The organism is Methylobacterium sp. E-065, assembly GCF_022829605.1.
Taxonomy (GTDB): Bacteria; Pseudomonadota; Alphaproteobacteria; order Rhizobiales; family Beijerinckiaceae; genus Methylobacterium.
Genome location: NZ_JAKSYD010000230.1, coordinates 61,232 through 83,430, shown reverse-complemented (window position 1 = coordinate 83,430; position 22,199 = coordinate 61,232). Strand labels below are relative to the sequence as shown.

Below are 22,199 nucleotides of genomic sequence, written 5' to 3'. Positions count from 1 at the left end.
GCGCGGCGCGGTTCGCTGCCGCGATGAGTTTGCCTCGGTAGCGCCCGCCCCACCGTGCCAGGACGCTCTCCACGCCCTCGCTCGCCAGCGTGGCCCGCACGGCGGCCGCGGTTGGGGTGGGCCTCAGCCGACTCTCCCAATCCTCCTCGTGGACTAAGCGGACCGCGCGAATCGGTCAGGTGTAGTCAACGGGCACGGATGCGTCCCCAAGGGCGGCGCAAGCCGATCGGCATGCCCGGTAGGTCGGGACAGGGTCGGCGAGGATGCCGACTCGCAGCAGGCCTGCGAAGGTGAGTAGGAACGCCTGGTCACTGGGCATCACGCCTCGGCTCCGATCCTACCGGCGTCGATGTGCTTCACGGCCGACAGGGCCCGCTCCAGGGCCGCCGCGAGGTCATCGGGTAGACCCCGATCGGGTTAGGAGTTCGAGCCACCAGCTCACCAAGCTGTTCGCGGATTCGATATGTCCTCACGGCATCAGGCGACGGCCGCATGCGAGCACAAATAAATTTTCGACCGCATTAGAGCCCCGTGGAGCCGTCCACGGGGCTCGTTGGCTGAATCCTCCGGTGCCTCGAAGTTAGGCCGTGGGCGAGGCTGAAATCGATGCTTTACCCCCGTGAGATCATGCACCCCGTCGGGGCGGTAGAACTACTGGTCTCGCGAAGTATATCAGTGGATCTCCAAAGCACAGACCCATAGACTAAGGCTAATTTCGAGCGGATCATCGGTCCCGACACGGCGGTGTGGTGCCTGACGTGTCGATGGATACGACATGCTCAACACGGCACAGGCGCGCGACCGCGCCCTCGATTTCCACTGGCGCATCCCGGAGAACATCCTCTCGGCCGCCGGCATCCCCGACATCCCCGATCGCAGGCAGGACGTCGCCAGGCGCAGCGTCCTCGCGGCCGCGTGCATCGCGGCCGACATGGCGCCCGGCGAGGATCGCTGGGTCAGCTACTCGCGCCGCAAGGCGTTCTACGCCGGTCAATCGCGGTACATGGGCCTGCCCTACACCTACGACCGCGTGCTCGCCGCCGTGGCTGAACTCGTCGAGCTCGGGCTGATCGAGGAGGTCCGGGCCCGCCCTGGCGACCACCTCTCCACCGGGATGCAGAGCCGCCTGCGTGCGACCCCCGACCTCGTCCACGCCTTCCGCGACGCGCCCTTCGAGTACGAGACGCGCCGCTGCCGCCTCATCCTCAAGGACGAGGCCGGCGACGTCATCGGCTACGACCCGACACGTCAGACGCGACGCCTGGAGGCCGAGCTCGACCGCATCAATGCCTACCTCGGCAACGTCTCGGTCACGATGCCGACGGGCGACGGGTGGGAGCACGCCACGCGCGTTGTCCGGGCCCGCAACGACCGCAAGGAGAAGGGGACGTGGGCCAGCGTCGTCCCGACCCCGAGCCCCGAGGTTTACCGCGTGTTCGGCCGTGGCCGTTGGGACCGCCACGGCCGGCTCTACGGATGGTGGCAGAACCTCCCCAAGGGACGCCGCCGGGAGCTCCTCATCAACGGCGAGGCGGCCTTCGAGCCGGACTTCGCCACCCTCCATCCGCGGATCCTCTACGCAGCCCGTGGTCACGTCTTGCGCCACGATCCCTACGTCACGGGAACATTCCCCCGTGACGAGGGCAAGCTCGCCCTCAACGTCGCCTTGAACGCGAAGACCATGAACGCGGCAGCGGCGGCCATTATGGACAAGGACGACTGGGAGCACGGCTGGGACTACACCCGCGGCCTGCTCAAGGCCGTCGTGGCGCGGAACACCCCCATCGCCGCAGACATCGCTGCAGACCGTGGGATCCGCTGCATGGCCGTAGACAGCGCCATGGCGGTGGATGTCCTCAAGGCCTGCGAGAAGGCGTCCATCCCCTGCCTGCCCGTCCACGATAGCTTCATCGTACCGGCCTCCAAGGGCCCGTGGATGGAGGCCAAGATGGACGAAATCCTGACGGGCGTTCTCGGCGCTGTAACCCGTTCTCCCTCAACGATAATCGGGTGATTGGTTCCACATATGGGCCCCTGGGCCCCCGTTGTCCCCTTGGGCCCGGGCCTCCTGGTTCCCCGCGGGTCGTCATCCCGCCGTCGTCCCCCTGCTACCTTCCCCGTCGCTGCCGCCCGCCCCGTTCCCTGGTGTAGCTCACTACCGTGACGTTCTGCGCCGCCCTCCCTGGATGTGGCTGGCCGTCGACGCTCAGGGGGGGTCGTAGGAATGGCTCTACCCCCTACTGGACCGCCGTTGTTCCAAGTCTAGAACCGCCGCTTACCCCTTGCTAGACCGTCGTTATTCGCCCTCTTTTTGCTTGTCCGATGCTGTTCGGTGGGGTATATTCTAGGCTGTCGACGTATCCGTCGTCCTCGCGATGCACCACATCCTGAGCGCACCCTCCGGCCCCCGGGGTCGGGGGGTGTTATGTTTCAGGGCCCCACGTGACGTTCACCCCCTTAACGCCCCCGGTCCACGCTATCTCACATGGTTAGTCTCTCCCTCGACGTCATCTGCGACGCGGTCGGCGCCTGGCTGTGGCTCAGGTAGGCCCAACAGGCCGATGGCTACTGGCTCGATCCGAACGCTCCGGCTCCGCCCGACGCGGCCGCTGTCCTGGCCTACGCATACGAGGCGCACCTAGCGGCCGAGGCGGGCGGCACGACGTGGGACGGCTGGGCGGTCGCCGTCAACGAGCGGGCCCTGACGCGCACGCTAAGCGAGGTCACCGCGACGCTGCTCGACGCCCGGAAGGACAGCGACCCGTGGACGTTCGCCGACGGGGTAGATCGGCCCCTCACGAACGACCGCTTGAAGGTGCTGAGCCTGCAGATCCGGAGGCACATTGGCGTCTGTCTGGCGGTCTACAACCAGGTCGCCGCCGGCATCGGCGCCGGCGCCATCACCACCGCGGAGGTCGACGGCGCCTTCGCCGACGTCGACGCGATCGTCTTGAAGGCGGCGTCGTGACCATCCCACTCCTGGCCATCCTCGCTCGCCGCCTGACCGCGTCGACCCTCTCCGAAGTGGCGGTGCTGGAGACAGCGACGCACGGGACCGTCCGGACCTGGGCGGGGTTCGTTCGGCGCAAGGCCAAGGAGGACGTGATGCCTAGCGAAATTTCTGCTCCTGACTGCGGAGCCGATCGCCTCCATCGCCGAGGCCGACGCGCCGGGCACGGACGTCCGCGACCTCGTCTACGTCTCGGGGACGCTCCACTCCGTCCGGTCCCCCTCGCTGACCGAGGCGGCATGCGGAAGCTCCAGCTGAGCCTAGTGAAGCTGACCGCCGTCGACGTTGGCGAAGGATCCGTCCACGTCGCGATCGTCGGCGCCCCGACGAGACGGCCCCCGTGGTCGCCATCGTGGCGGCCGACGTGCCCCAGCGCTCAGACTCTTGTGCTTACGGTCGTGGAGCCCTTGAAATAGGGATCGCTATCCTACCGGGCGAGGCGATGGCGTAGAAGAGGTCGGCGTGGACGTGCAGATCAGGAGGGTCGCTTCACGAACCCGATGTCGACGGCGACGGCCTTGAGCCTTTCGGGCTCGCGCTCCTTGCGTTCCGAATACCGGTCGACGAGGTAGTCGGATCGCTCGCGCGTGAGGAGCGTGAACTTCATCAGCTCCTCGCAGACATCGACCACCCGGTCGTAGAGCGGACCCGGCTTCATCCGGCCGGCGTCGTCGAACTCCTTGTACGCCATCGGGACCGAGGACTGGTTCGGGATGGTGATCATCCGCATCCAGCGACCGAGCACGCGGAGGCTGTTGACCGCGTTGAACGACTGCGAGCCGCCGGAGACCTGCATCACGGCGAGCGTCCGCCCCTGCGTCGGGCGCACCGAACCCTCCGAGAGCGGCAGCCAGTCGATCTGGCTCTTGATGACCCCGGTCATGGCGCCGTGTCGCTCGGGGCTGACCCAGACGTGGCCCTCCGACCAGATCGAGAGGTTTCGGAGTTCCTGGACCTTCGGGTGATCGGCCGTGGCGTCGTCGGGCAGCGGCAGGCCGTGCGCGTCGTAGATCCGCACCTCGCCGCCCATCGCCTCCAACAGGCGCGCGGCCTCGTAGGCGAGGAGGCGGCTGAACGAGCGCTCACGGAGCGATCCGTACAGGATCAGGAAGCGCGGGGCGTGGGTGAACGGTGTCTTCACGTGCAGGGCGTCGGTCGTCGGGACCACGAAATGCCCCTCGCTCAGGTTCGGCATTCCATCGGCGAAGGGCTGCAGGGGCTTGTCCAAGACGTTTCGTTCCTCTACGTTTCAACGATGGTTGAGATATTGACATCATGATGGACGAACGGCAAGCCGTGGCGGCCTTCGCGGCCCTCGGCCAGGAGCATCGCCTGCGCATCGTGCGCCAGCTCGTCACCGCCGGGCCGGAGGGCATGGCGGCCGGCATGCTGGCCGAGGCGGTCGGCGTGTCCGGCACCAACCTGTCGTTCCACCTCAAGGAGCTCAGCCATTCGGGGCTGGTCACCTCCCGGCGGGAGGGGCGCTCGATCATCTACAGCGCCGCCTACCCGGACCTGTCCGAGCTCATCCAGTTCCTGATGCGCGACTGCTGCCAGGGACGCCCCGAGGTCTGCGCCCCGGCTGTCGCTGCCCTCGCCGCCTGTTGCACGGAGACCGCCTGATGGACGTCGTGATCTACCACAACCCGGATTGCGGCACGTCCCGCAATACCCTAGCCCTCATCCGCAACGCCGGCATCGAGCCGCACGTGGTCGAGTACCTGAAGACGCCCCCAAACCGGACCCTGGTGCGCCAGCTTGCCGAGCGGGCGGGCGTGAAGGTCCGTGATCTGCTCCGTGAGAAGGGTACGCCCTTCGGCGAGCTCGGCCTCTCGGACCCGAGCCTGACGGACGATCAGCTTCTGGATGCCATCGGCGAGCATCCGATCCTGCTGAACCGCCCCTTGGTCGTCACCCCACTGGGTGTTGCCCTGTGCCGCCCCTCCGAGGCGGTCCTCGACCTCCTTCCCGCCCAACAGGGCGAGTTCGTCAAGGAGGATGGCGAGCGCGTCGTCGACGAGCACGGGCGCCGCGTCGCTACCGCCTGACCCGCCCTGAAAGACCAAGAACAAGAAACGGTCCCGATGCTCGCCCTCGCCATCTTCGTGGTCACCCTCGTCTTCGTCATCTGGCAGCCGAAGGGGTTCGGGATCGGATGGAGCGCCCTGATCGGGGCCGCGGTCGCGCTCGCCACCGGGGTCATCCACCCCGGGGACATCCCGGTGGTCTGGCACATCGTCTGGGACGCCACCTTCACCTTCGTCGCCCTGATCATCATCTCGCTCCTGCTCGACGAGGCCGGCTTCTTCCACTGGGCGGCGCTGCACATCGCCCGCTGGGGTGGGGGTCGGGGACGGCTGCTGTTCCCGCTGGTAATCCTGCTGGGGGCCGCGATCGCGGCGGTGTTCGCCAACGACGGCGCGGCACTGCTGCTCACCCCCATCGTGCTCGCCATCCTGCTCCGGCTGAACTTCAAGCCGGCGGCGGCGCTGGCCTTCATCGTCGCCTGCGGGTTCGTCGCGGACTCGACCAGCCTGCCGTTGGTCATCTCGAACCTCGTCAACATCGTCTCGGCGAACTTCTTCGACATCTCCTTCAGCCGATACGCGGCCGTGATGGTGCCGGTGAACCTCGTCTCGCTGGCCGCGACCCTGGTGGTGCTGTGGCTGTTCTACCGGCGCGACCTTCCGGCCACGTACCCCGTGGCCGAGCTCGAAGCGCCCCGCCACGCGATCAAGGACCCGCTGGTCTTCCGGGCGGCCTTCCCGCTCCTCGGGCTGCTGCTGATCGCCTACTTCGTGACGGCACCGTTCGGCGTGCCGGTCTCGGTGGTCACTTGCGCCGGCGCACTGGTCTTGCTGGCGCTGGCCAACCGCAGCCGCGTCATTCCCATCCGCAAGGTCCTGACGGGGGCCCCCTGGCAGATCGTGCTCTTCAGCCTCGGCATGTACCTCGTGGTCTACGGCCTGAAGAACGCCGGCCTGACCGACTATCTGGCGCAGGGGCTCGTCTGGCTCTCGGGCCATGGTCCGTTCGTCGCCACCATCGGCACCGGGTTCGCCGCCGCCATCCTGTCCTCGGTCATGAACAACATGCCGAGCGTGCTCGTGGGTGCGCTCTCCATCCAGCAGGCTCCGGATCTCTCGCCGCTGATGCGCGAGCTCATGGTCTACGCCAACGTCATCGGCTGCGACCTCGGCCCGAAGTTCACGCCCATCGGGAGTCTGGCGACCCTGCTCTGGCTGCACGTCCTCGACACCAAGGGCCAGCACATCACCTGGGGTCAGTACATGCGGGTGGGTCTGGTCATCACCCAGCCCGTGCTGCTCGTCACCCTGGCGGCGCTGGCCCTCTGGCTACCCGTGCTCGGCGCCCGGTAGCGATCCGATGGCCCCGGCGCGCCGATGGCCCGTGATCTCGGCCCTGGGCGTGGTCCAGATCCTGACGTGGGGCTCCTCGTTCTATTTGCTGTCGGTTCTGGCCGCGCCGATGTCGAAGGATACGGGATGGCCTCTGGGATGGGTCATCGGCGGCCTGTCCCTCGGTCTCCTCGTCGCGGGCTTGGCCTCGCCGCGGGTCGGCACCTACATCGGCGAGCATGGCGGCCGGCCGGTACTGGCCTTCGCGGCCGTCGCCCTCGCCGTCGGCCTTGCCATCCTCGGCCTCGCTCCGAACCTGCTGACTTACCTCGCGGGGTGGCTCCTGATCGGCCTGGGCATGGGCACCGGACTGTACGATCCCGCCTTCGCCACGCTCGGACGCCTCTACGGCGCCGAGGCAAGGCCTGCCATCACCACGCTGACCCTCTGGGGCGGCTTCGCCAGCACGGTGTGCTGGCCGCTCTCGGCCTTCCTGATCGAACAGGTTGGCTGGCGTGGGACCTGCCTCGCCTATGCCGGGCTGCACCTTTCGGTCACGCTGCCGCTCGTCCTGCTCGCGATCCCCCGGCCCCCCGCACATCCGATCACGCGACCCGCAGGCCCGAGCCCAGTCATTCGTCTCGATGGTCGGGAGCGTCGCGCCTTCCTCCTCATGGCCGGGGTGCTGACCCTTGGCGGGACCGTGATGGCCCTGGTCTCGGTTCACCTCATCACCTTGCTTCAGGCCCGTGGCGTGGCTCTTACCTCGGCCGTGGCCTACGGCGCCCTGATCGGACCGGCCCAGGTGGGGGCACGCATCGTCGAGATGGCCGGCAAGGGCCGGCACCACCCGCTCTGGACCCTCACGGCGGCGATGGTTCTCGTGGCGACCGGGATCGCGATGCTGGCAGCGGGCTTGCCCGTGGTCGGACTGGCGCTCGTCCTCTACGGGGCCGGCAACGGGATCTACTCGATTGCCCGCGGCACGGTGCCTCTCGCGCTGTTCGGTCCCGAGCGCTACGCCCCGCTCGTCGGCCGGCTCGCCCGTCCGGGGCTGGTGGCGCAGGCGCTCGCGCCCTCCCTCGGGGCCGTCGTGCTGACGCAGGCGGGCGCCGACGCGACCTATGTCCTCCTTTCCGTACTCGCCCTCGCAAACGTCGCGCTCGCCGTATCCCTTTGGCGCGTCCGGTAGTCCCGTCCCTTCCTCGCCGGTCTACGATGTGGCATCGTCCGACGGTGACCTTCTGGCTCGCCCTTCGCAGGCTGCTTCCGCTCCTGGCGGTTCTCAGCCTCGCCCTTGCGCCGGTGACCGCATCCGCGGCCGCCGCGGGCATGCGCGCGCCGATGGCCGTTCAGGGTCACGTCATGGCGATGCCCGACGAGGCCATGGACGACATGGCCGGGATGGCCATGGACGAGATGCCGTGTTGCCCCAAGGAGCGGCCGGACTTGCCCGATTGCTCGAAGGGCTGCCCGCTGATGGCGCTCTGCCTGGCGAAGGTCGCCACCGGCCTGCCGGTCGCCGTCGGACTTCCGGGCCGCGTTGCCGTCATCGAGGGGCCCGCCCGGGCCGTCACCGCCTCCTTCGACAGCCTGTCGCAAGGGCCGCCCACCGAGCCTCCCCGAGCCTGAACCCGATGCCGCCGGCGCCTGCGCCGGCCGATCCCGCGCGCCTGAAGGCCCGGGTCACATCGTTTTCAGGAGATCATCCACCGTGTCCAAGACATCGTTTTCACGCGCCCTGACGGCTGCGCTGCTCGGTCTCGCCCTGACCACCGCGGCCCGGGCCGACACCAAGGACTACGAGTTCCAACTGGTGAAGGACGAGGCCAAGCAGGGCGAGGCCATCCTCGACGTCCGCCTCGTCGACAAGCGCACGTCCAAGCCCGTGCCGAACGCCGTCATCTTCGCCAAGCGCATCGACATGGCGCCCGACAGCATGGAGGAGATGACCTCCAGGATCGAGCAGCTACCGTCGCCGGAGCCGGGCCTCTACCGGTTCAAGGCGAAGCTGACGATGGCCGGCGGCTGGCGCCTCTCGCTCGGAGCCAAGGTTCAGGGCGAGACCGGCACCGTCGAGAACAAGCTGGTGTTCAAGGCCACCAAGTGAGCCGGATGGCATGGCTGGCCGGGACCCTCGCCGCGCTCGCGGCGGGGGCCCTGGGGTATGGCGCGGGGCATGAGGGCAGCCCCGTACCGGCGCTCGTCCAGCAGGCGCGGACCGGGTTCACCCACTGGCTGCCGAGCACGCCCCGGCCGGCATCCCCGATACAGGCATCGGTCGCGGCGAAGGCGACGGGACCGGTCGTCTTCTACCAGGACCCGGACGGGAAGCCGGACTACGCCTCCGAGCCGAGGCGCACGGCGGACGGTCGCGACTATCGCGCCGTCCGCGCCAGCGAGGAGGTGCGCTTCGACGAACCCGACGAGGCGGAGGCGATGCCCGACGCCGGGCACGGCGACATGGCCATGGGTCAGGCCACCACGCCTGCGGGGGCCCGCAAGGTGCGCTTCTACCGCAACCCGATGGGCCTGCCGGACACCTCGCCGACCCCGAAGAAGGACTCGATGGGGATGGACTACCTCCCCGTCTACGAGGGGGAGGACACCGAGGACGGCACCGTGAAAATCTCGCCCGGCAAGCTACAGCGCACCGGGGTCCGGACGGCGGTCGTCGACCGACGCGTCCTGTCGATGCCGGTGCGCGCGCCCGGCGCCATCGAGGAGGACGAGCGCCGGATCTCGGTCATCGCGATGCGCACCGACGCATTCATCGAGAAGGTCGAGGCCGTCACCACCGGCGACCACGTGCACAAGGGCCAGCCGCTCCTGCGCCTGTTCTCGCCGGAGATGAACGCGGCGGCTGCGCAGTACCTCACCGGCATCGGCTACGAGGGCGCCCGCCGGCGCCTGGAGAACCTCGGCATCCCGCCCGAGGTCATCGACGAGATCGAGCGATCCCGAAAAGTGCCCTCGACCATCACCTGGTCGGCGCCCCGCGACGGCGTCGTGGTCGAGCGCAACGTCTCCGACGGCATGCGCGCCAAGTCCGGCGACACGCTGTTCAAGCTCGTCGACCATTCCAAGGTCTGGGTCCTCGCCGACGTGACCGAACGCGACTTGGCGGCCGTGGCAGAAGGCCAGATGGCGACCGTGCGCGCCAGGACGTTCCCGGACCGCGTCTTCACCGGCGCGGTGACCCGGATCTACCCGCACCTCGCCATGGGGACCCGGACAGCCCGTCTGCGCATCGAAATGCCCAACCCGAACGGCGACCTGCGCCCGGGGATGTTTGCCGACGTGACGATCGCCACCGGCAGCGACAGGCCGGTGGTCGCGGTGCCCGACGACGCGGTCATCGACACCGGCACGAAACAGGTCGTCCTGCTGGACAAGGGCGAGGGTCGCTTCGAACCGCGACCGGTCAGGCTCGGCGTCCGCGGCGACGGCTACGTCGAGGTCCGCGACGGCATCGCCGCGGGCGACCGCGTGGTGACCTCGGCCAACTTCCTGATCGACGCCGAGAGCAACCTGAAGGCGGCGCTGCAGGGGCTTTCGGAGCCCAAACCCGACCCGGGCCCGCAGGCCGCCGCCGAGGGGAAGGCGCCATGATCTCCCGCCTCATCGCCTGGTCGGCAAAGAATCTGGTGTTAGTCCTGATCGGGACCGTGTTCGCGGTGGGAGCCGGGCTCTACGCCCTGAGGACCCTGCCGCTCGACGCGATCCCGGACCTCTCGGACGTCCAGACCATCGTCTACACCGAGTACCCCGGGCAGGCGCCCCAGGTCATCGAGGATCAGGTCACCTACCCGCTGACCACGGCCATGCTGACGGTGCCGCGGTCGAAGGTGGTGAGGGGGTTCTCGTTCTTCGGGGTCTCGTTCGTCTACGTCATCTTCGAGGACGGCACCGACCCGTACTGGGCCCGCAGCCGGGTGCTCGAATACCTCAACACGGTGGCCAAGCGCCTACCGGCAGGGGTGACCCCGACGCTGGGACCGGACGCGACAGGGGTGGGCTGGGTCTATCAGTACGTCGTGGTCGCCAAGGAGCGGTCGCTGGCCGAACTCCGCTCGCTCCAGGACTGGGTCGTCCGCTTCGGGGCGTCCCGCGCCGAGGGCGTGGCCGAGGTCGCCGGCGTCGGCGGCTTCGTGAAGCAGTACAACGTCGTCGTCGATCCGAACCGACTGCGGGCGCAGGGCATCACCATGTCCAAGCTCCGGGAGGCCATCAGGTCGAGCAACGCCGACGTCGGCGGCCGCACCGTCGAGTTGTCCGAGTTCGAGTTCGTCGTCCGTGGCCGCGGGTACCTCAAGAGCGTCGCCGACATCGGGAGCATCGTCCTGAGGACGGAGGCGGGCACACCCCTGCGGGTGAAGGACGTCGCCCGGGTCGAGCTCGGTCCCGACGAGCGCCGCGGCATCACCGAGATGAACGGGGACGGCGAGGTCGCCGGCGGCATCATCCTCCAGCGCTTCAGGGCGAACGCCCTCGACGTCATCGCGAGCGCCAAGGCGCGCCTCGCCGAAGTCGCCGCCAGCCTGCCGAAGGGCACCGAGATCCTGCCCGTCTACGACCGCTCGCACCTGATCGAGGCGGCCATCGAGACCCTCAAGGGCACCCTGATCGAGGAGAGCGCCATCGTCGCTCTCGTCTGCGTCGTCTTCCTGCTCCACGTGCGCAGCGCGCTGGTGGCCATCCTGATGCTGCCGGTCGGCATCCTGATGGCGTTCGCGGGCATGAAGGCGCTGGGCTTGGGCGCCAACATCATGAGCCTGGGCGGCATCGCCATCGCGGTCGGCGCCATGATCGACGCCGCCATCGTCATGATCGAGAACGCCCACAAGCACCTGGAGCGGGCGGACCCCGGCAAGCCCCGGGTCCAGGTCCTGATAGAGGCCGCCTCCGAGGTCGGTCCCTCGCTGTTCTTCTCGCTCCTCATCATCACGGTCAGCTTCCTGCCCATCTTCACCCTGGAGAGCCAGGAAGGGCGTCTGTTCGGGCCGCTGGCCTTTACTAAGACGTTCGCGATGGCGGCGGCGGCGGTGCTGTCGGTGACGCTGGTTCCGGCCCTGATGGTCCTGTTCGTGCGCGGCCGCATCGTGCCCGAACACCGCAACCCGGTGAACCGGCTCCTGATCTGGCTCTACCGTCCCATCATCGCCGGCGTCCTGCGGGCGCGGGTGCTGACCATCCTGATCGCGCTGGGCGTTCTAGGCGCCTCGGTCTGGCCGGCCCTGCAGCTCGGGTCCGAGTTCATGCCCGACCTCGACGAGGGCACCCTGATGTACATGCCGACCACCCTGCCGGGCATCTCGGTGACCAAGGCCGGAGAGCTTTTAGGGAGACAGGACACCATCCTGAAGAGCTTCCCGGAAGTCCTGTCTGTGTACGGCAAGGCGGGCCGGGCCAACACGGCCACGGACCCGGCGCCCTCCGAGATGTTCGAGACCATCGTCAACCTGAAGCCGAAGGCGGAGTGGCGCCCGGGCGTGACGTTGGCGAGCCTCAAGGCCGAGATGGATGCCGCGCTCCAGTTCCCGGGCGTCTCGAACGCCTGGACCCAGCCAATCCGCGCCCGCATCGACATGCTCGCCACCGGCATCCGAACCCCCGTCGGCATCAAGGTGCTCGGAACCGACCTCGCCGAGATGGAGAAGGTCGCCCGCCGGGTCGAGGCGGTGGTGAAGGCGGTGCCGGGCACGTCGAGCGCCTATGCCGAGCGCGTCCAGGGCGGGTACTTCCTCGACATCACGCCGGACCGTGAGGTTCTGGGCCGCTACGGCCTAACGGTCGGCGAGGTTCAGGACGTGATCGCCATGGCGCTCGGCGGTGAGAGCGTGACCAACACCGTCGAGGGCCGCGAGCGCTACACCGTGAACGTTCGCTACCCGCGCGCCTTCCGGTCGAGCCCACAATCCATCGCGACCGAGGTGCAGGTACCCATCGCGGGCGGAGGCACGGTCCCCTTGGGTGAGGTCGCCAAGGTCGCGCTGACCCGGGGCCCGACCCAGATCCGGACCGAGAACGGGCAACTCGCGGTCTTCATCTACGTCGATGTCACCGGACGCGACCTTGGCGGCTACGTGGCCGAGGCGCGAGCGGCGGTGGCCGGCGAGGTGAGCCTGCCGCCGGGGACCACCCTCCAGTGGAGCGGGCAGGTCGAGTACCTCGACCGCGCGACGGCCCGGCTCAAGATCGTGGTGCCCCTGACCCTCCTGACCGTGTTCCTGCTGCTCTACCTGAACTTCCGGCGCCTGACCGAGACCCTCATCGTGATGCTGTCGCTGCCCTTCGCCCTGGTCGGCGGCGTCTGGCTGATGTGGTGGCTCGGCTTCAACCTGTCGGTCGCCGTGGCCGTGGGCTTCATCGCGCTCGCCGGGGTCGCCGCCGAGACCGGGGTGATCATGCTGGTCTACCTCGACCATGCGCTGGCCGAGGTCCGGACGGAGTGCGAGCGGGAGGGCCGGCCCCTATCGCGAAATGACCTGAGGCGGGCGATCATGGTCGGCGCGGTCGAGCGGGTGCGGCCCAAGATGATGACCGTGGTCGCCATCATGGCCGGGCTGTTACCCATCCTGTGGAGCACCGGCTCGGGCTCCGAGGTCATGCAGCGCATCGCGGTGCCGATGATCGGCGGCATGGTGTCGTCGACCGTCCTGACCCTCGTCGTGATCCCGGCAGTGTACGGGCTGGTGAAGGGATGGGGACTGCCGAGATCCGACATGCGGCCGGAATCCGTCGAGGGGCACACGATGCCCTTGGCCGCGGAATGACAACGAGGACGAGACCATGCTGGTGGTCGAAGACGAGCCGAAGGTAGGCAGGTTGGTCTCCGACATTCTCGAAGACCTCGCCTAACCCGACATCGAGGGTCGCTCGCATCCGGTCGATGATCGAGGAGAGCCGGGAGGAGGCATGGGGCTCCGGCCAACCGATCCCGGGCTTACCTCCGAAGGGGCCCGGGGTGCTTCTCCGGCGGCATCGTCTCGCGCACGTGGTGCCGGACCAAGGAGGGGCTGAACGGCTTCCCGATGAACGTCGCCCCATAGGGCAGGTCCCCGGGTTCAGGTCGCACATTGCCGGAGGCGACCACGATGGCGATGTGGGGCCACGTCACGGCCGTCCGCCGCGCCAGGTCGAAGCCGTTGTCCGGGCCGGGCATCTGCACGTCCGTGAACAGCAGCTGCACCTTGCCGTGGTGCTCGTCTAGCACCCGCATCGCCTGGGCGACGTTCATCGCCTCAAGAACCACGAAACCGGCATCCTCCAGGATGTCGGACACATCCATCAAGATGAGGGCGTCGTCGTCGACCACGAGGACATGGGGGGCATCGGCGGTGTCAGGCAGGGGCATGGATACCAAAGGCCGGCCTGGCCGGTAGGTTGCCGCATAACATAGGTTTCTTTTGCGTCCTTGAAGCCCGGTTGCCTGGCGACGTTTCCGTAGGTCCCGTGGATGCGGGCCCCTAGGGCCTGTCGTCGCCTGAACAGATTGGCTGGGCTTGCGTTTTCGTCTCTCTGATGGAGGAGGGACGATGCTGAGCGACGCGCAATGGGCTGATCTGGAGCCTCTGGTTGAAGCCTGCCGGCCCAAGGCCAAAACGCCTCCGCAGGATCTGCAGCGCACGCTCTCGGCCATTCTCTGGCGGCATCAGAACGGGGCCAAATGGCGGGCCATTCCCGAGGAATTGGGACCCTGGTGGCGGGCCGCCCAGATCTTCATCCGCTGGTCGCGTGCCGGCGTCTGGGAGCGGCTTCTTCACCTTGTGCAGGAACGCGGCGTCCAACTCGGCATGGTGTTCCTCGACGGCACGAACGTGCGGGCGCACCAAAAGGCGGCGGGAGCCGCCAAAAGGGGGGATCTGCGGCCGAGCGAGACGCTCGTGAAGCTCTTGGCCGCTCGCGTGGCGGCGATAGTACCAAGGCTTGCGTGATCGCCGACGGGCAGGGCCGCGCCATCGCCTTCCGGCTGGCGCCCGGTCAGGCCCATGAACTCCCTCACGCTGTTCCCCTGCTCGATCAACTGCCGGGGGTGCCCAAATGGGTCGTGGGAGACCGCGGCTATACCAGCCACGTCTTTCGCGAACACATCTGGGACATGGGCGCTCGGCCTGCGATCCCGCCTCAGCGCCACGAAGCGCCCGTGGCCTGCCCGGATTGGATCTACAACAACCGTAACCAGGTCGAGCGCCTCTGGGCCAGGCTCAAAGAGTGGCGCGCCATCGCCACCCGCTACGAGAAGACCGCCGTCAGCTTCATGGGCGTCCTCTACCTCGCCGCCGCCCTCGATTGGCTCAAGCGATGACACGCCCTAGTGGTCGAAACCTGACGCTTGGTACCCATTCGCGAGGTCAGCTTGGGGTGGAATGCGGAAGGTAACCGGCCGCCCGCAAGCGGACATTCCGCATCCGACCCAACTACGCCATAGAAGCGGGCTGACGCTGTTCTCGAAAGCAGACATCGAGGCTGGGCTCGCGTCACGGAGGCATTGTTTGAGATGTTCGCCTTCCGGACTGGCGACACCGCTCGATTAATCCGTGATCTGCACCTGCACGACGCCGCCGAGTTTGCCGGGCTTGCCCGCCGCGACCACGAGGTAACGGCGGCTCGGGCCGGCGTCCTTGCGGGTGACTTGCCGGATCGGGCCGATCGCGTTGACGATGGCCGCGCCGGCCGGGTTGGTGGTGAAGGCGGCGAGTGGCTCCAGGCCGGTCGCGCCCTTCGGATCTGCGGACAGCGCCAGCACGAACGGCATCTTCGGCGCCAGTCCCGTGATCGCGGCCTGCAGCGTCTGCAGCACGCCCTGGTCGAACAGGGTGACCTGCGTCGCCGGCTTGCCGTCGCTGCCCGCGAGCGTCAGCGCACTGGTCTGGCCTGCGGCCCCCAGCGGCTGCAGGTTTTGCATTCCGTCGCCCTCCGGTACGGCGTTCGGGACGTAGGCGACGCCCTGCGGACCCTGCCCGATCGGCACCTCGGCGATCACCGTGTTCGACGCGGTGTCGATCACCGCGGCCTTGTCGGCGTTCTCCAGACCGACATAGACGCGGCTGCCGTCGCCCGAGGGCCAGAGCCCGTGCGGCAGGGCGCCGGTCGGGATCGTTGCGAGCTGGGAGAAATCGTCGGTGCGGAACACCTTGACCTGGTTCAGGCCGCCAATCGTCACGTAGGCGAACTGGCCGGCCTTGGTCGAGACGATGTTGACGTGGTTGGTGATCGGCCCGGTCTCGATCGTCTTCAGCGGCGCGAATGGCGGACGCGCCGAAAACACCTGGGTCCGGCCGACATCCTTGAGGGTGAACCACACCTGCTTGCCGTCCGGCGTGGCGGCGATGTCGGGGCAGAACGGACTCTCCTGCTTCACGCGGCCGACGATGGCGTGGGTCTTGGTGTCGATGACGACGGTCTCGGGGCTGAAGCTGGAGCAGACGTAACCGTAGGTGCCGTCCGGCGAGAAGATCGTCATGCCCGGCCCGTTCGGTACGGTGATCCGGCGGGTCTCCATGGCGGTCGCGGCATCGAGCACGGCGATATAGTCCTCGCCGCGCACGCTCACCCAGACCTCTCGGCCGTCCGGCGTGAAGAAGGCTTCGTGCGGCGAGCGGCCGACATAGGCGGTGTGGCGGACCGCGTTGGTCGCCGTGTCGATGAAGCTCACGGAGTTCGAACCGATCGAGACCGCGAGCAGGGTCCTGTGGTCCGGCGAGAAGCCCATGCCGTGAACCAGAAGCTGCCCGCGATAGAGCGGGCTCAGGTTTGTCGGCGTCGGGTCGCCGAGCCGGATCACCCCGAGCAGGGTGTTGGCGGCGGGATCGACCACAGAGACCGTATTGGAGAACTGATCGGAGGTGTAGAACCGGTCTTTGCTGCTGATGGGCACGTCGGGCGCCGAGGCGGGGCCTGGAGCCTGCCCGGCGAAGGCCGAGCCGGAGAGCAGCACAAGGGCGAGAACGGTCAGGGCGGTCTTCATCGGCGGTGCTCCGAAGGCATCTCGGCGGCAGGTGCCGCGCCATGGTGGTGAACGGGAGGGGCGCCGGCGGCCCGACCCGGCATCGCGAGGCGATCGGCGAGCGCGCGGCGCATCACATCGATCTCCTGGCCCTGCTCGACGACGATCCCCTGCGCGAGGCGGCGCAGGACCGGATCCTCGCCGTGGAGCAGCTCCGCCTTCGCCATCGCGATCGCGCCTTCGTGGTGCGGGATCATCATCGCGGCGAAGTCGCGGTCGGGGTCGCCCGAGGGCGGGACCATCATGTCGGCATGCATCTGCGCCATCGACTGCGCCATCATCGCGTCGAAGGACGCAGACGGAGCTGCCGCTGGCTCGGTGGCGGCCAAGGTCGGGCGCATCATCATCCGGCCGCCGACGAGGCCGCTCGCCATCAGCGCCGCCGTCACGGCAAATCCCAGTGCTCCGCGCATGCGGCTTCCTTTTGATCCGGTGTCGATGGGAAGGATGCCTGGGGCGCGGCTTTATTCCGCGGATGTGGCTGAGAGCCCGTTCACGCCTTCGTGATCTGTCGTCGAGAAGACGCGTGGAATAGAGGCGCCTCTTCGGCATCCCTCCCGATGCGGTCATGCTCGACCGCGGGAGACCTCACCCATGCGCACTCTGCTGATCCGCGGCGCCTTCGCGGCTGTCGCCTTCTCCGCCTTGGCCGCCCAGGCCGCCGCGCCTGCCATGACGGCCGAGACCGCCAAGGGGCCGGCGCTCGTCGATGCCAAGAGCATGACCCTCTACACCTTCGACAAGGACATGGGCGGCAAGTCGATGTGCAACGGCCCCTGCGCCACCAACTGGCCGGCCCTGATGGCCGCCTCCGGCTCGGCCGCCAGCGGCGACTGGACGATGGTGACGCGGGACGACGGCACGATGCAGTGGGCCTACAAGGGCAAGCCGCTCTACACCTTTGCCAAGGACACCAAGCCCGGCGACATCACCGGCGACGGCTTCCTCAATGGCGCGTGGCACATCGCCAAGCCTTGATCGGTGAATGCCTTGATCGGCCCCCTCTGACCGGGAAGCATCGTTGGACGAGATCGCCGCCCTGATCGAACCGCAAATCCCGGCCCTGCGGCGCTACGCCGTCGCGCTGTTGCGAGACCGCGAGGCGGCGGACGACCTCGTCCAGGACACCCTGGAGCGGGCCTTGTCCGCTTGGTCCGGGCGCCGCCGCGACGGCGACCTCCGAGCGTGGCTGTTCACGATCGAGCGCAACCTGTTCCTCGGCGCCGTCCGGCGCCAGGGCCGGCGCGGCGTCGATTGCGGCGCGGAAGCGCTGGAGCAGGTGCCCGACCCAGGTATCGACCCGGAGGCCGCGATGGGGGCCCGCGACGTGCTCGCCGGCCTCGACGCCCTGCCCGAGGAACAGCGCTCGGTGCTGCTCCTCGTCTCGGTGGAGGATCTGTCCTATGCCGAGGCGGCCCAGGTGCTTGGCGTACCGCTCGGCACCGTGATGTCGCGGTTGAGCCGGGCGCGGACGCGGATGCGAAGTTTTCTGGAAACAGGCCGAACCGGCCTCTTGAGGAGGGTGAAATGAGCGGGGATCCACGCCCGGTCGGCGAGGACGACCTGCACGGCCTGATCGATGGCCGCCTCGAACCGGAGCGGCAGGCGCTGGTCGAGGCATGGCTCAAAGGAAACCCCGCGCGTGCGGCCGAGGTCTCGGCGGATCGCGCTCTGCGCGAGCGCCTGCGTGCCCGCCTCGCGCCGATCGCCGAGGAGGCGATCCCGGCGCGGCTCCGGGTGGCCAACATTCGCCCGCGACGTCGGTTCGTCGGCAGGGGCTGGTTCCCCATGGCGGCTGCAGCCGTGCTCTGCCTTGCGCTCGGCGGTGCCGGCGGCTGGGTCGGCCATGCCCTGCGCGGCGGACCCGCAACGGCGATGGTGACGGAGTCACCGGCGACGCAGGACGCGGTCGCGGCCTTTCGCACCTTCGTGGTCGAGGTGGTGCATCCGGTGGAGGTGCGCGCCGACGAGAAGCCCCACCTCGTGACGTGGCTCTCGAAGCGCCTCGGTCACGCGGTCGCGGCCCCCGATCTCGCGGCCCAAGGGTTTCGCCTGATGGGCGGGCGGCTGCTGCCGGCCGGCGCTGAATCCGCAGCGATGCTAATGTACGACGACGACCGCGGAACCCGCCTGACGCTTTACAGCCGCGTCGGAGACGGCGATGGGCGAACGCTCTTCCGCTTCGCCCGAGAGGGCGACATCGCTGCCTTCTCCTGGGTCGATGGTGGCATGTCCTACGTCGTCACCGGCCGTACCGACGAGGCCCGGCTGCTCACCGTCGCGCAGGCGGTCGATGCGCACGTCCGCGGCCTCGCGCCGGATCGTCGGCAGCCGTGACCCTCGACCAGCTTCGCATCTTCGTGGCGGTGGCCGAGCGGCAGCACGTGACGCGAGCCGCCGAGGCGCTGAACATCGTCCAGTCGGCGGTCAGCACGGCGATCGCCAACATCGAGGGGCGGCACGCGACGAAGCTGTTTCACCGGGTCGGCCGCGGGATCGAACTCACCGAGGCGGGGCGCGTATTCCTCATCGAGGCTCGCGCGGTGCTCGCCCGGGCGGAAGCCGCCGAACTGGTGCTCGCCGACCTCAGCTGCCTGCGACGCGGGACGCTGGCGCTCTACGCCAGCCAGACCATCGCCAGCGACTGGCTGCCGCGCCACCTCGTCGCCTTCCGCCGCACCTACCCTGAGATCGCCATCCGGCTGGCGGTCGGCAACACCACCGATGCCGCCGACGCGGTGCGCGCCGGGCAGGCCGAACTCGGCTTCGTCGAGGGAGCGTTGGACGACCCGACGCTTGCGAGCACCACCATCGCGCGGGACCAACTCGTCCTCGTGGTTGCCCCAACACATCCCTTCGCGGGGGCGACCGCGCTCGCACCCGAGGACCTCGCCGGGGCCGATTGGGTGCTGCGCGAGGCGGGATCCGGAACCCGCTCGGCCTTCGAGGCAGCGCTCATGGAGGCTGGCCTCTCCACGGCCCAACTCCGGGTCACGCTCGAACTGCCCTCGAACGAGGCGGTGCGCGCCGCCGTCGAGGCCGGGGGCGGGGCCGCCGTCCTGTCCGAGACCGTGGTCGCCGCCGCGCTACGGGCCGGAACGCTGGTGCGGGCGGCGTTCGCCCTGCCGAGCCGGCCCTTCCGGGTGCTGCGCCACAAGGAGCGCTATCGCAGTCGGGCAGCCGACGCGCTGCTCGACCTGATCCAGGAGGCGGCTGCCGGATGAGGGAACCTGCGAAGCCCGTTCCCCCCGACGACCCGCGGGTCAGGCTCGCCGAGGACCGCACGGTGCTGGCAGCCGAGCGCACCTTCGTGGCGTGGCTTCGCACCGGGCTCGCCTTCCTCGGCGTCGGCCTGGCCGCGCAGCGCTTCCTGCGAGAGGTGCTGGCGGTCTGGCCACTGAAGGTGCTGTCGCTCACGCTGATCGCCTGCGCGCTTGCTTCGTTCGCCGGCGCCGCATGGCGGGACCGGGCGATCCGAGCGCGACTCGCCCATGCCGAGATCCCGATGATGCCGCGCATCCTCACCGTCGGGGTTGCGGCCCTACTCATCGCGATCTCGGGCCTCGCGGCCACTGCCCTGCTCTGGGCGTGACGGTCAGGCCACCGTGACCCGCACCCGGTGCCAGGCGGCGCTGAGGTAGCCCTTGTAGTTCCAGGTGTCGTCCGGCGCCGCAGGCTGGGTCTGGCCGGCGGAGTCCCAGGCCCGCACCGCGAGTTCGTGCTCGCCGGTCGTCAGCTCGCAGTCGATCTCCCAGAACGTCCAGGCGTAGGGCGCGTCCGCATCGCGGTCGATCCGGGCCTGCGCCCAGCTGCGACCGCCATCCGTCGAGACGTCGACGCGGGCGACCGCTCGGTCGCTGGCGATGGCGTAGCCGCGGATCGCGTGCCGGCCGGCCTTCAACGCTGCGCCGCGGGCGGGCTCGCAGATCGCGCTGTTGAGCGGCATCGCCTCGATGGTGATGCCGTGGGCGGGGTCCGCGGTCTCGGCGGTCACGTCGGGCGGAAACAGCTTGTAGTCGTCGGCCTGCATCGGGTTGTCGGAGGGGTGATCCTGCACCGTGATGCGGGCGAGCCACTTCGGGCTGCGGATACCGGCAAAGCCCGGCACCACCACGCGCAACGGATGGCCGTGCTCGGGGGCGAGAGGCTCGCTGTTCATCGCGAAGGCGAGCAGCGTCTCGGGGGCGAGCGCCTTGGCGAGCGGGATCGAGGCGCCGAAGCGCGTGTCCGTATGGGCGATCCGGTCGTGGCTCTCGAAGGCGACGTGACGTGCGCCCCCCGCGTCGAGGCCGGCCGCGCGCAGCACGTCGGCGAGGCGCACGCCGGTCCATTCCGCGTTGCCGATGGCGCCGGCCGCCCACGGGTCGCCGGCGACCGGGGCCACCGCCAGCATGTCGGCCCGGCGGTTGCCGGCGCATTGCATTACTGCCGTGACGGTGATGGGTGCGAACCGCGCCTTGAGGTCGGCGACGGACAGGTCGAGCGGCGTCGCGACCATCCCGTCGACGGTCAGGCGGTAGCTGTCGGCGTCGATGTCCGGGATGTCGCCGTGGCTGCGGACGTAGAAGTCGGCCTGCTCGGTAATGAAGGTCGCGCGCAGGCGATCGAGCGGCGGCTCGGCGTTGTAGGGCGCCTTGCCGTGGACGATGAGGCGGTCCTTGCGCTGGAACAGGCCGAGCATGGGGTCTTTGTCCTGCGTTCGTGACGTGTCGACGACGAGAACGCGCCGGGAACCGATAAGGCCCCCGGCGCGCGTCGCCTCAGGGCTTCATCGTCGAGATGACCGCGTTCTTCGCCCGGTCCACCACGGCGACGCTGAGGTCGCGGTTGAGGACGTAGGCGCGGGCGTTGTCGGTCGAGAACGCGATCGCCTGGCGCGGCTCGTTCAGGCCGGTCACCGTTGCGACGACCTTGAGAGTGCCGGTGTCGATCACCGACAAGGAGTTGTCCTTGAGATTGCCCGAATAGACGAAGCGCCCGTCCGGGGTCAGCGCGGCGCCGTAGGGGTCCTTGCCCACTGCCACCTCGGAGGTGACCTTACGGGCGGCGACATCGACCACGCCGATGGTATTGCGGCCGCTGTTGGCGGCAAACAGCGTCTTACCGTCCTTGGTGATCGAGATGGCGCGCAGCTTGTCGAACCCGGCGATCTCGCCGGTGATCTTGTTGGTAGCGGTATCGACCAACGTGATCTTGTCGCCGAGGAAGTTCGTCACGAACACGGTCTTGCCGTCCGGCGACAGCTTCACGCCCTGGCGCGGCTGCGCGAAGCCGGGGATCACGGCCTCGGCGAGCATGGTCCTGGTGTCGAACACGGTCAGCGTGCTCGCGGCCTCGTTGTTGACGTAGAGCTTGCCTCCGTCGGCCGAGAGCACCGTACCGAACGAGCCGGGGCCCGCGGCGAGAACGCCGGCCTCCTTGCCGGTGGCGGTCTCGTAGACCGTGATCCGGCCGGTGCCGCTGTCGGAGACGTAGAAGCGGGCGCCGTCCGGCGCGAACACGATGTTGCGCGGCGTGACGAAGCCGTCGAGGCGGCGCAGCACCGTGCCCTTGGCGACGTCGTAGACGACGACGGCGCTCTCCTCGCTGTTCGAAACAGCGGCGACGGTCCCGGCGGCGTTCAGCGCCAGGGCGTTGTTCTTGATCGCGCCGTCGAAGCCGGCGGCGAACCCGGGCTGGGCCTGGGCTAGGAGCAAGGCGGCTCCGGTGAGGAGGGTGCGGAGGCTGGTGCGGATATGGGTCATGAAGCGGGTCTCTCGGGCATGCGCGCTCGTTCGGCGGCCGGGGCCTGCCGTGAGGGCTGGTTCGAAATCGGAAATCC

At 68.9% G+C, this 22,199-nt stretch carries 22 protein-coding genes; 16 read left to right on the top strand and 6 right to left on the bottom strand.

Going from position 1 to position 22,199, the window contains the following annotated elements; genetic code table 11:
• Window positions 1–775 precede the first annotated feature (775 nt).
• Window positions 776–2,014, top strand: coding sequence for a hypothetical protein (locus tag MKK84_RS26670; RefSeq protein WP_147840851.1), 1,239 nt, complete (start codon window positions 776–778; stop codon window positions 2,012–2,014).
• A gap of 795 nt (window positions 2,015–2,809) precedes the next feature.
• Window positions 2,810–2,968 (top strand): hypothetical protein, encoded by a 159-nt coding sequence (locus tag MKK84_RS26665; protein WP_156629667.1) that lies wholly within the window; start codon window positions 2,810–2,812, stop codon window positions 2,966–2,968.
• Between the two features lie 517 nt (window positions 2,969–3,485).
• Here the strand turns inward: MKK84_RS26665 and arsH are convergent.
• Entirely contained in the window at window positions 3,486–4,238 is a 753-nt protein-coding gene (gene arsH, locus MKK84_RS26660; protein WP_147840850.1) for an arsenical resistance protein ArsH, read from the bottom strand.
• Between the two features lie 47 nt (window positions 4,239–4,285).
• On the opposite strand from arsH, the gene MKK84_RS26655 reads away from it, so the two are divergent.
• The 8 genes from MKK84_RS26655 (at window position 4,286) to MKK84_RS26620 (ending at window position 13,145) form a co-directional block, all read left to right on the top strand.
• On the top strand, window positions 4,286–4,633 hold the full coding sequence (locus tag MKK84_RS26655; RefSeq protein ID WP_056251363.1) for an ArsR/SmtB family transcription factor: 348 nt from the start codon (window positions 4,286–4,288) through the stop codon (window positions 4,631–4,633).
• Window positions 4,633–5,058 carry an arsenate reductase (glutaredoxin) gene (gene arsC, locus MKK84_RS26650; protein ID WP_055959023.1) on the top strand — a complete coding sequence of 142 codons (426 nt, stop codon included), beginning with the start codon at window positions 4,633–4,635 and terminating at the stop codon, window positions 5,056–5,058. The genes MKK84_RS26655 and arsC overlap by 1 nt, the downstream gene beginning before the upstream one ends.
• Before the next feature lie 36 nt (window positions 5,059–5,094).
• Window positions 5,095–6,390 (top strand): arsenic transporter, encoded by a 1,296-nt coding sequence (locus tag MKK84_RS26645; protein ID WP_147840849.1) that lies wholly within the window; start codon window positions 5,095–5,097, stop codon window positions 6,388–6,390.
• A gap of 7 nt (window positions 6,391–6,397) precedes the next feature.
• The gene (locus MKK84_RS26640; RefSeq protein ID WP_147840848.1) at window positions 6,398–7,561 is read left to right on the top strand and encodes an MFS transporter; all 1,164 of its coding nucleotides are present in this window, start codon (window positions 6,398–6,400) and stop codon (window positions 7,559–7,561) included.
• A gap of 44 nt (window positions 7,562–7,605) precedes the next feature.
• Window positions 7,606–8,001, top strand: a complete 396-nt coding sequence (locus tag MKK84_RS26635) for a hypothetical protein (protein ID WP_147840870.1) — start codon at window positions 7,606–7,608, stop codon at window positions 7,999–8,001.
• A gap of 82 nt (window positions 8,002–8,083) precedes the next feature.
• Entirely contained in the window at window positions 8,084–8,479 is a 396-nt protein-coding gene (locus MKK84_RS26630; RefSeq protein ID WP_056251379.1) for a FixH family protein, read from the top strand.
• On the top strand, window positions 8,476–9,981 hold the full coding sequence (locus MKK84_RS26625) for an efflux RND transporter periplasmic adaptor subunit (RefSeq protein ID WP_147840847.1): 1,506 nt from the start codon (window positions 8,476–8,478) through the stop codon (window positions 9,979–9,981). The genes MKK84_RS26630 and MKK84_RS26625 overlap by 4 nt, the downstream gene beginning before the upstream one ends.
• Window positions 9,978–13,145 carry an efflux RND transporter permease subunit gene (locus MKK84_RS26620; protein WP_147840846.1) on the top strand — a complete coding sequence of 1,056 codons (3,168 nt, stop codon included), beginning with the start codon at window positions 9,978–9,980 and terminating at the stop codon, window positions 13,143–13,145. The genes MKK84_RS26625 and MKK84_RS26620 overlap by 4 nt, the downstream gene beginning before the upstream one ends.
• A 170-nt stretch (window positions 13,146–13,315) precedes the next feature.
• On the opposite strand, the gene MKK84_RS26615 is transcribed toward MKK84_RS26620, so the two are convergent.
• Window positions 13,316–13,726 carry a response regulator gene (locus tag MKK84_RS26615; RefSeq protein WP_187275330.1) on the bottom strand — a complete coding sequence of 137 codons (411 nt, stop codon included), beginning with the start codon at window positions 13,724–13,726 and terminating at the stop codon, window positions 13,316–13,318.
• A 181-nt stretch (window positions 13,727–13,907) separates the two neighbouring features.
• Here MKK84_RS26615 and MKK84_RS26610 point away from each other — a divergent pair.
• Window positions 13,908–14,677 (top strand): IS5 family transposase gene (locus MKK84_RS26610; RefSeq protein ID WP_147840844.1). Its coding sequence is split into 2 segments (ribosomal slippage): window positions 13,908–14,223 and window positions 14,223–14,677, totalling 771 coding nucleotides; the frame shifts between segments, so codons are not numbered across the junction.
• A gap of 225 nt (window positions 14,678–14,902) precedes the next feature.
• On the opposite strand, the gene MKK84_RS26605 is transcribed toward MKK84_RS26610, so the two are convergent.
• Both MKK84_RS26605 and MKK84_RS26600 read right to left on the bottom strand, forming a co-directional pair.
• A complete protein-coding gene (locus MKK84_RS26605; RefSeq protein ID WP_147840843.1) occupies window positions 14,903–16,339 on the bottom strand; it encodes a YncE family protein in 1,437 nt (478 codons plus the stop codon).
• Window positions 16,336–16,791, bottom strand: coding sequence for a DUF305 domain-containing protein (locus MKK84_RS26600; RefSeq protein ID WP_147840842.1), 456 nt, complete (start codon window positions 16,789–16,791; stop codon window positions 16,336–16,338). Before MKK84_RS26600 ends, MKK84_RS26605 begins: the two co-directional genes overlap by 4 nt.
• 181 nt (window positions 16,792–16,972) lie before the next feature.
• Between MKK84_RS26600 and MKK84_RS26595 the strand changes: the two genes are divergently transcribed.
• Genes MKK84_RS26595 through MKK84_RS26575 form a run of 5 tightly spaced genes read left to right on the top strand, consistent with a single transcriptional unit; the run spans window position 16,973 to window position 19,970 of the window.
• Complete coding sequence (locus MKK84_RS26595; protein WP_147840841.1) at window positions 16,973–17,356, top strand: hypothetical protein; 384 nt, start codon at window positions 16,973–16,975, stop codon at window positions 17,354–17,356.
• A gap of 43 nt (window positions 17,357–17,399) precedes the next feature.
• Window positions 17,400–17,909: an RNA polymerase sigma factor gene (locus tag MKK84_RS26590; protein ID WP_243924979.1), complete on the top strand. Its 510-nt coding sequence runs from the start codon at window positions 17,400–17,402 to the stop codon at window positions 17,907–17,909.
• On the top strand, window positions 17,906–18,715 hold the full coding sequence (locus MKK84_RS26585) for an anti-sigma factor family protein (RefSeq protein WP_147840839.1): 810 nt from the start codon (window positions 17,906–17,908) through the stop codon (window positions 18,713–18,715). The genes MKK84_RS26590 and MKK84_RS26585 overlap by 4 nt, the downstream gene beginning before the upstream one ends.
• Window positions 18,712–19,602: a LysR family transcriptional regulator gene (locus tag MKK84_RS26580; RefSeq protein WP_147840838.1), complete on the top strand. Its 891-nt coding sequence runs from the start codon at window positions 18,712–18,714 to the stop codon at window positions 19,600–19,602. Before MKK84_RS26585 ends, MKK84_RS26580 begins: the two co-directional genes overlap by 4 nt.
• On the top strand, window positions 19,599–19,970 hold the full coding sequence (locus tag MKK84_RS26575) for a YidH family protein (protein WP_056203338.1): 372 nt from the start codon (window positions 19,599–19,601) through the stop codon (window positions 19,968–19,970). Before MKK84_RS26580 ends, MKK84_RS26575 begins: the two co-directional genes overlap by 4 nt.
• A 3-nt stretch (window positions 19,971–19,973) precedes the next feature.
• On the opposite strand, the gene MKK84_RS26570 is transcribed toward MKK84_RS26575, so the two are convergent.
• Window positions 19,974–21,059, bottom strand: a complete 1,086-nt coding sequence (locus MKK84_RS26570) for a sulfite oxidase (RefSeq protein WP_147840837.1) — start codon at window positions 21,057–21,059, stop codon at window positions 19,974–19,976.
• 79 nt (window positions 21,060–21,138) lie between these two features.
• Window positions 21,139–22,122, bottom strand: coding sequence for a beta-propeller fold lactonase family protein (locus MKK84_RS26565; RefSeq protein ID WP_147840836.1), 984 nt, complete (start codon window positions 22,120–22,122; stop codon window positions 21,139–21,141).
• Between the last annotated feature and the right edge of the window lie 77 nt (window positions 22,123–22,199).